Origin of the sequence: Streptomyces sp. NPDC050263, from assembly GCF_040655955.1 — a bacterium.
Lineage (GTDB): Bacteria > Actinomycetota > Actinomycetes > Streptomycetales > Streptomycetaceae > Streptomyces.
Map to the genome: position 1 here is coordinate 1 of NZ_JBFAKW010000228.1, position 6,304 is coordinate 6,304.

At 67.3% G+C, this 6,304-nt stretch carries 6 protein-coding genes and 2 pseudogenes; 3 read left to right on the forward strand and 5 right to left on the reverse strand.

The annotated features are described in order from the left end of the window. Positions 1-162: 162 nt before the first annotated feature. The 5 genes and pseudogenes from AB0J04_RS44970 to AB0J04_RS44990 all read right to left on the reverse strand — a co-directional run bounded on the left by AB0J04_RS44970 (position 163) and on the right by AB0J04_RS44990 (position 3,177). The gene (locus AB0J04_RS44970; protein WP_363174517.1) at positions 163-828 is read right to left on the reverse strand and encodes a hypothetical protein; all 666 of its coding nucleotides are present in this window, start codon (positions 826-828) and stop codon (positions 163-165) included. Positions 829-937: 109 nt separating this feature from the next. After that, positions 938-1,393, reverse strand: a pseudogene (locus AB0J04_RS44975) (FAD-dependent monooxygenase); the annotation flags it as partial. A 386-nt stretch (positions 1,394-1,779) separates the two neighbouring features. After that, the gene (locus tag AB0J04_RS44980; RefSeq protein ID WP_363174518.1) at positions 1,780-2,658 is read right to left on the reverse strand and encodes a carotenoid biosynthesis protein; all 879 of its coding nucleotides are present in this window, start codon (positions 2,656-2,658) and stop codon (positions 1,780-1,782) included. Positions 2,659-2,803: 145 nt separating this feature from the next. After that, positions 2,804-3,031 (reverse strand): hypothetical protein, encoded by a 228-nt coding sequence (locus AB0J04_RS44985; RefSeq protein ID WP_363174519.1) that lies wholly within the window; start codon positions 3,029-3,031, stop codon positions 2,804-2,806. Between the two features lie 5 nt (positions 3,032-3,036). After that, complete coding sequence (locus tag AB0J04_RS44990; protein WP_363174520.1) at positions 3,037-3,177, reverse strand: hypothetical protein; 141 nt, start codon at positions 3,175-3,177, stop codon at positions 3,037-3,039. 510 nt (positions 3,178-3,687) lie between these two features. Between AB0J04_RS44990 and AB0J04_RS44995 the strand changes: the two genes are divergently transcribed. The 3 genes and pseudogenes from AB0J04_RS44995 to AB0J04_RS45005 all read left to right on the forward strand — a co-directional run bounded on the left by AB0J04_RS44995 (position 3,688) and on the right by AB0J04_RS45005 (position 6,095). Beyond that, positions 3,688-4,152: a hypothetical protein gene (locus AB0J04_RS44995; protein ID WP_363174521.1), complete on the forward strand. Its 465-nt coding sequence runs from the start codon at positions 3,688-3,690 to the stop codon at positions 4,150-4,152. A gap of 787 nt (positions 4,153-4,939) precedes the next feature. After that, positions 4,940-5,410 (forward strand): annotated as a pseudogene (locus AB0J04_RS45000) (DUF6192 family protein); the annotation flags it as partial. 67 nt (positions 5,411-5,477) lie between these two features. Beyond that, positions 5,478-6,095 (forward strand): DUF6192 family protein, encoded by a 618-nt coding sequence (locus tag AB0J04_RS45005; RefSeq protein ID WP_363174522.1) that lies wholly within the window; start codon positions 5,478-5,480, stop codon positions 6,093-6,095. Positions 6,096-6,304: the final 209 nt, after the last annotated feature.

Sequence of the window (6,304 nt, forward strand, 5' to 3'; positions counted from 1 at the left end):
GTACGTCCAGTACGAGGACTTCCGGCCGGCACACCGAGAGCACGCACCGGACGCCGCTCCTTGACGGGCAAACGTTGCCTGCCGCGGCACTAGAAGACCAGCGGTACCCCTCGATCGTTCCCGTTCACTCAGAGCGGCGCCACAGATCTGATCGGATTCCGGCTACCGGATTTTCGCCCCAGGTGAAACAGCGCTCGTGTCGGAACGCGAGTCCGCCTGCCCGGTGGGCGACGGCGCCAGCAGTGCGGCGGAGACCAGCGTCAATGAAGAAAGCAGGCTCACAAGGGCGATGCGTTCACCAGAGGTGAACATGCTCAGGTGCTGCACGTGGTAGAGCAAATGGAAGACGCAGAAGGTAAGCCAACCCGCGCCGACGGTGATGACGTACCGGTCGCTGTCGGCAAAACGCCAGGCCGCGGCTGTCACAACCAAAAGGGCCATGTACAACGCGGCCATGTCCGTGACCAGATGCTCGTTGTACGGACCGAGGCGAGGCTGCCAGGGCTGACCGATGTGAGGAAATGTCTCATACCAGAGCTCGGGCGCGAAGTAGGCCCACACATGACCCAGGCACGCGAGAACCAGAACACCGAGAAGTACACGTCGTGTCACAATCTTTCCCATGGTCATAAGACCGTGGCCTACCCTCACATGTGACACGCGACCAGTGTGATCGTCGCCATACTGCTGCCTGCCATTGTCGACCAGCCAGCGGATCGCACCGTGTATCGCCCGGTGGCAGTACGCCTCAGGCTGCCCGCCCCGGCCGCCCGTCCAGCCCGGCACCGGCAGCAGTGGCCGGACCACGGCCCGTTCCGCGTTTGTCATGTCCGAGGGATACCGCCGAGCACGTTCCGGGTGATCGGCCGCGTTTGCGAACCGGTGAGCGACACAGTCACACGTCGGTGCGGCCGAGTTGAACTCCACCGGCGCGAGTGTTCTGCGCGACGCCTGAGACCGTGACGCCGCGCCTGACCTCCACGCCGAGCTTGGACGCCCGCTCGGACAACACCGTCTCGACCGCTTCGAGGCTTGTGAACACGCCCTCCAGTGCCGGGCTGGGAAGCCGGAACGGCAGGGCGGCGACGTCGACCTTCGCCGGATCGAGCATCATGCCGGCGAAGTGGCCCGCGATGCGAGGGGGCGCCGGTTCGTCCGAGTCGGGGTTCGCGCCGGGATCGTCGTTGCCGCCCGATGCCGTCAGCAGCGGGTGCAGCGTTCCGCGCCGGTAGAACGCCTCGACCGACGCGGCGGACAGGCCCCGCATCCCGAGCGGGTTCGACTTGTACGGGGAGCCGAGCTCCGGCTCCCGCTCAAGCACCAGGACAGAACAGCCCGCGAGGCCAAGCTCGCAGGCAAGAAACAGACCGACTGGGCCGGCGCCCACGATCACTACCGCTCACGGCCGAGAAAGCAACAGCTCCTCACGCGGAAGTCGGAGAAGAGCGCGCCCAGTTGCCGCGGGTGCGCTGACGCGCGCGGGGCGTGGCCCAGGAAGAGGCCGTGTTCCCCGGTGACACTCTTGCTGATGTCGCCCGTGGTGGTCCGCCTGACGCTGGTCGCGTTCTGGCAGCCGTCGGCGCGTGATCGCGTGTTGTCTGCGGAGTGGGGGAGAGGCCGACGTTCTGCGGCAGGTACGGGACGGCGGAATCGCCGCCCTGGAGTGCCACGTCGCCACCGAGCATCGTCGCGGCGGAAGAGGGACTCTCCGCATTCGCCGGAAAGCACGGCGAACGGCCGCCGGAAAGCCGACCGGCGGCCGTTCTGTGTCAGTCGGAATCAGCGGCGTAGGGCAAGGTCGTTGCGAGCCAGTTTGACCGCGGCAAGAAACGCAGCGAACACCGTGCCGAACAGGTTGATCGTCATCAACGTCTCGTTGATCGCATCCCCGCTCCAGCTGACCGAGGCACCGTCCTTGACCATGCCACCCGAGGCGCCGATGAAGTAGGGAACCGAGCTCAGGCCCAGCGCCGCGTAGAAGAGCACGTTCTGCGCCAACACCCCCCGCCCCTCGGTCCGCACCGACACCGACACCGACGTCGACGTCGGCTGACGCTTCATCAAATACAGCGCGAAGATCTGGAAGTAGAGGTAGGTGACAAACCACCAGCCCAGATAGTTGGTGTAGGGCACCCCGAACACCCCGCCCCCGTCTTCCCAGATCCAGACCCGCTTCACGGTGGCGGCGATCGAGTCGACGCCGAGGTCGAACATGGTCATCAGCGCCGCGGCCACCATCGGCAGCGCCACCACCTCGACCCGGCCGGTGACCGACCCGGACGAGCCCCCCAGACGGCTGTCCGCCTCGTCGAGCAGGGTGTTGGCCACCTGCCAGCAGATGTAGCCCAGACCGAAGTAGATCGGTCCGATCTCGATGGGCACATGAATCAGCTGCGGATGGCCCGTGTAGTGGTATTGGCCGAACGGGAACCCGGTGGAAACGCTGAGGTTCTCGAAGAAGTTGCTCACCACCAGGGTCACGATCAGAAAGAACAGCAGCGTCCGCCACCCGTATCTCCGCACCCCGTGGATCAGCGCGAACGGGACCGACAGCAGCAGCATCGGCACCGCGATATGTGTCCCGGTCAACGGTACGGTGAGGCCCACTATTGCCGCTGTGGCTGCCAGCAGCCAGAGGACGCGGTTCCATGGGTTCATTTTGTCTCTCCTGTAATGGTGGGTTCAGCCGTCTCCGCCTCCCGGAGCAGCCAAGTGCCGAGCAGGACGTGCGCAGGCATGGCGCCGAGCAGTACGGCGACCTCGGTCGGACGGTGGCGGCGGACGGTCTCGGCGGCTGCCGGGGCTACAGCAACCGCCGCGGCGCGCAGTGCCAAGGTGTGGTGAAAAAGCGCCCCACCTCGGAGTGCGGCCAGTCGGTGAGGTGCGCCGGTTCGGGTGCGTCGGGGACGGCACGGCGGTACCCGGTGAACACTCGGGACGCCCGGACGCCGGTGGCCTGGCGGCCGTAGAGCTTCTCGATGCGCTTCACCAGAGCCTGCCGAGAATCGGTCTGATTCTCAGACGCTGTCATCTCAGTCAGTTCATCCTCGCCGGAGCCGTCGCCCCGATGGTTTGCCGGCGGCTCCCGAAGCTCTCGACCGTGTCATCGGAACCGGTCAGAAGCCGGTGCAGACGGATCCGCTCGACGAACTCGGGACGCGGATCGACGACGGTCACCGGCACACCATCGCGCAGAGCCAGGCCGCCGGCCCGCCGTCACGCCCCCGTACCCGCCGCCAGCAACCGCCGCGCTCGGCGCTCCTGCTCATCATCTCTCCCCATGTCGTGGACTCGGCATGAAGACACCGGCCCCCCCTCTGCCGTAACAGGCCGCGGATGAGACGTAGCGCACACCGGACGCAAGGGAACGCCGTCCCCTTCAGCTGGATGAAGCCCGACGACCCGCCCGGCACGCGATCCGGCTCACGGATGCTCCGACAGCGCGGCTCAACTCGGGGTAACCGGAAACGTCGCGTTGTCCTGCCGCTGCTTGGGGATCAGCCGACGGGCGTACTGCACCTGGTACCGCAGCTTCTTCTCTGCGGCGTCTGGGATATAGGGGGCGACGTGTTTCCTGAGTCGGGACGGAGCGATGCGACGGAGGTCGGGAATGGCCGCGACCTACAATCGCAGTGAGGGCGAAGCGCCAGGCCGAGATTCCGGCACCGGTGTGAGGGAGGGGCCAGGATGTTCGGTTGGACGAAGAAGCTCAACGATCTGTTCGATTTGGACCAGTTCAACGATCTGACGGCGCAGCTCAGGCCCGACCTGAGTCGGGAATCGCTCGGCGTCGGGCCCGACTTCCCGGGCGTCGCCCCGAACCCGCTCATGAGCAGTGATGCACGGAAGCGCAATGCGGAACTGCGTACGGGGGCGCTTGCGCTCGGCGTTCTCGTCGACTGGCGAGAGGTCAACAGCAATCCACGCGTGGTCCTGATGTTCGACGTGGAGACCGCTGGCGGCCGCTCGTTCCGCGGTATCGCAGACGAAGGCCTCACGATCACCGAGTTCACCCGACTCGCCCCAGGACAGACGTTGCCCGTGCGCTACCGACCGGCCGTCATGGACCACTACGTCGCCCTTGCCCGGGACGCGGACCCCGCCCACGTGCAGCAGCTCTCTGACGAGATCGCGAGCCGCAAGCGGACCTGACCCGAAGGCGTTTTTCGCAGGTCGGCGACTTGACGTTTCGGGCCGGTCGGCCCGAAACGTGGGCTGGGCGTACGGGGTTGGCGGTCGTACGGTGCTGTCATGGGCAGGGACGGGGTGCCTCGGCTGCGGCTGACCGTCGTCGAGCCGGCGTCGGGCGGGCCGAGGTTGTGCCAGGGGTGCGGTGATCCGCTGATGCCGTCGGCGAAGGCCGCGGCGGTGTTCTGTTCGTCGGCCTGCCGCTCGCGGCACTGGCGCCGACTGCGGCGCACGAGGTCGAGGAACCAGGCGGTCCAGGCCGCCCGGACAGCGAACTGCCCGGAGTGCGGATCGAGTTGGACAGTCGGGGTGGAACATCCCGCCTCGGCACGGTACTGCTCTCCCCGCTGCCGCAAACGGGCCTGGCACCGGCAGCGCACGCAGTCGGGCGGGGCGTGAGACCGCGCGGACCATTACGGCAAGGCCGCTCCACGCGCCGGACCCGTGCGCCCTGGCAACCATTCCCGGACCGCCGGATGGTGCCAAGAATCGGGTATTCACGGCGAGTTGACGGCATGAAGGGTGCCGCCCCGCACCCGTGGGGGTGGATGCGGATGTCCGGAAACGTCGGCAGTGTGACCCGGGACCGCTACGACGAGCTGGTCAAACTGGGGCGGGACTGGGTCGCCACGATGAGCAGCGCCCAGTGGCGCCTCGGTGACGCGGCCCTGGAAATCGAGCCGATGCGCTCGTATGGGGTGCGAATCCGTCCGGGAAGGACGACCTGTTCACCGTCAGCGAGGCCATCCGGATGTTCGCCGAAGACGTCGGTCTGGCCCATACGACGGTCCGCAGTTACCGGTGGGTGTCCTCGCGCTGGCCGAAGGAGCGTCGGCGGGCGGGTGTCTCGCACACCATCCACAAGGTCCTGGCCAGCATCTCTGATGAGCAGGAGCGTTTCGAGGCGGTCAACAACCCTCCGCCCAACTCGCGCGGAGGTCCGCCGAGGTGGACGCACGACAGTGCGAAACGGGTGGTGGGCTGGAAGGTCGACTCTCCGGAGAGTGTCCAGGAGAAGGTGGAGGCGATCCACGATCTGGCCGCCGACGACGCGGTCGCGGCGGTGGTGACCACCGACTTCCTGCGCCGTCCGGCGGTCGCCAACAAGGCCATGGCCGACGACACCGCCCGGCACGCCGTTAATGAGGCGCAGTTCGACCGGTTCCGCCAACAGGCTCAGTTCGTGCACGAGGAAGCCGCCCCGCAGCTTCAGCGCTTGGAACACAGCGCCCAGTTCATGGACCTGGTCGCGGCCTGCGCGCAGTTCGTCGCGACGGCCGCGGAGGATCGTGCCGAACCTCCGCGGCGAGCACTACGACGACGGCGAGCACTACGACGACGGCGAGCACTACGACGACGGCGAGCGCGAGACGGTCGGGCGGGGACTTTCGCGGGTACGCGCCGCGGCCGACTGGATCGAAAACGCCGTCACCCGCGGTGAAGTCGACCTGGACGAGCAGCTGGAGAAGCTGCTGAAGGGCTCGGGTGAGTACGCGATGGGGCGGGGCGTCCCCGCTCACGTCCACGCTGAAGCGATCCTGAGCGCCCTGCTGGAAGCCCGTCCGGCCGGCCTGACCATCGGCCAGCTGATGTCCGCCACTGAGCGCACCCGCGCGCAGGTCCATACCGGGCTCGCCCATCTGCGCAAGGTTGCTGCGGCGAAGGGTCTTCCGCCCGTGACCTGGGACAAACGATGGGGATACCGGATGCTGGACGATGCGCCGGAGGTGTGGATCGGCTACGAGCGGGCGTTCTTCGAGGCCGTCCACCACCGGGTGGAGAACTTCATCGCCGGGACCCTTCTCCCGCACCAGAAGAAGACCCCGAACGATCCCTACATCCGCACGGTCATGGCGCAGATGTGTGCGATTGAATCCACCCTTCAGCTGCTGGCCAGCCCGGAGTGAACCGGAGCACGAGAGGCAACGGGCCGCGACCGTCCCGCAGTTGGCCCCATCCACCGGTCGCGGCCCGGCACCGTCATGTTGCTGCCCCGCTACCGCTACCCCTCCGACACCAGCGACCTAGTGCCGCGGCAGGCAACGTTCGCCCCGTCGCGACGCCCGGCACGCACTCTCGCCGCACCGGCCGAAAGCCCAAGTACGTCCAGTACGAG